The sequence below is a fragment of the Mycobacterium sp. TH-M82 genome (assembly GCF_057473605.1).
This window is the reverse complement of record NZ_JBYCKY010000420.1, coordinates 1-1,457: the sequence shown is the minus strand read 5'-3', so window position 1 is coordinate 1,457 and position 1,457 is coordinate 1. Positions and strand designations below refer to the sequence as shown.

Annotated in this window: 1 protein-coding gene; it reads right to left on the bottom strand. The window is 69.7% G+C overall.

Going from position 1 to position 1,457, the window contains the following annotated elements; all coding sequences use genetic code 11:
* Nucleotides 1-1,457: AlkA N-terminal domain-containing protein (locus AC2VON_RS13085; protein ID WP_486953351.1), on the bottom strand; the 1,457-nt coding region annotated here is incomplete at both ends.

The window sequence follows — 1,457 nt, the reverse complement described above, 5'->3', positions numbered from 1 at the left end:
TCGTTGACAGCGTGATCGAGTGTGGCCCACAGATGCTGTGTCGCGTACGAGCGCCACGGGCGCCAGCGAACGCTGCGCTCGACCAGTGCCTGCGGGGCCGTCGGTAGCCGCAGTTGCTTGGCGGCGACCTGGACACCGAGATCGCTCACCGGAAACGCATCGGGGTCGCCGAGGCAGCGCATGGCGATCACCTCGGCCGTCCAGGCGCCGATCCCGGGCAGGTCAAGCAGCTGTCGACGGGCGTACTCCCAGTCGCTGCCGGCATCGAGCACGATGCTGCCGCCGGCCAGCGCGGCGACCAGGGTGGCGAAGGTTCGTTGCCGGGTCCGGGGAAACGCCAGCCGGGCGGGATCGATATCGGCAAGTCGCTCGGCCGACGGGAAGATATGGGTCAGCGCACCGCCGGGGTCAATGATCGGTTGGCCGTAACTGGCAACCAGCCTGCTCGCGTGGGTTCGCGCGGCCTTCATCGAAACTTGTTGGCTCAGCACGACGCGGACTGCGAGCTCGGCCTCGTCGACCGTGCGGGGAATGCGCTGGCCGGGCGCCTTGATCACGACCGGCCCCAGCCCGGGATCACGGGTGAGCGCCTCGACGACCGCCTCCGGGTCGGCATCCAGGTCCAGGAGCCGCCGACACCGGGTAACCGCGGTCGCGAGGTCGCGCAGATCGGCAAGAGTAAGCAGGCACCGGACGTGGTCGGCGGCCGGGGTCAAGCTGACAATCCCGCTGCCATGAGGCAGCCGCAAGGTGCGTCGATATGCGCCGTCGTGTACGTCCTCACAGCCGGGCACTGCGCTGGCCGCCAGATGGCCGAAAGCGCCCTCGTAGGCGAACGGGGTGCGCACCGGCAGCCGCAACGACAGCGTTCCCGGGTTGGCGGTGCCGGGTTCCAACGGGACTCGCACGCGGCGCCGCAACGCCGTCGGGGTGGTGCCGCACACCGTGCGTACGGTGTCGTTGAACTGGCGGATGCTGGGGAAACCGGCCGCGAATGCGACGTCGCCCAACGGGAGGTTTGTTGTCTCGATCAAGATCCGCGCGGTCTGCATACGCTGCGCTCGGGCCAGCGCGAGCGGACCGGCCCCGACCCCGGTCTGCAGCAGCCGCTGCAGCTGCCGGGTGGAGTAGCCGAGGTGACGCGCCAGCCCCGCCACACCTTCTCGGTCCACCGTGCCATCGGCGATGAGGCGCATCGCCCGGGCCACCGCGTCGTCACGGAAGTTCCATTCCGGCGATCCGGGAGAGGCATCGGGACGGCACCGCTTGCAGGCCCGGAAGCCGGCCTGCTGGGCGGCCGCGGCGGTCGGGAAGAACCGTACATTACGAGGCTGCGGTGGGCGTGCGGGGCAGCTGGGCCGACAGTAGATCCCGGTGGTTCGCACCGCGGTGACAAACCAGCCGTCGAACCGGACGTCCTTGGCCTGCACGACGCGGTAACACCGGTCGAAATCTTC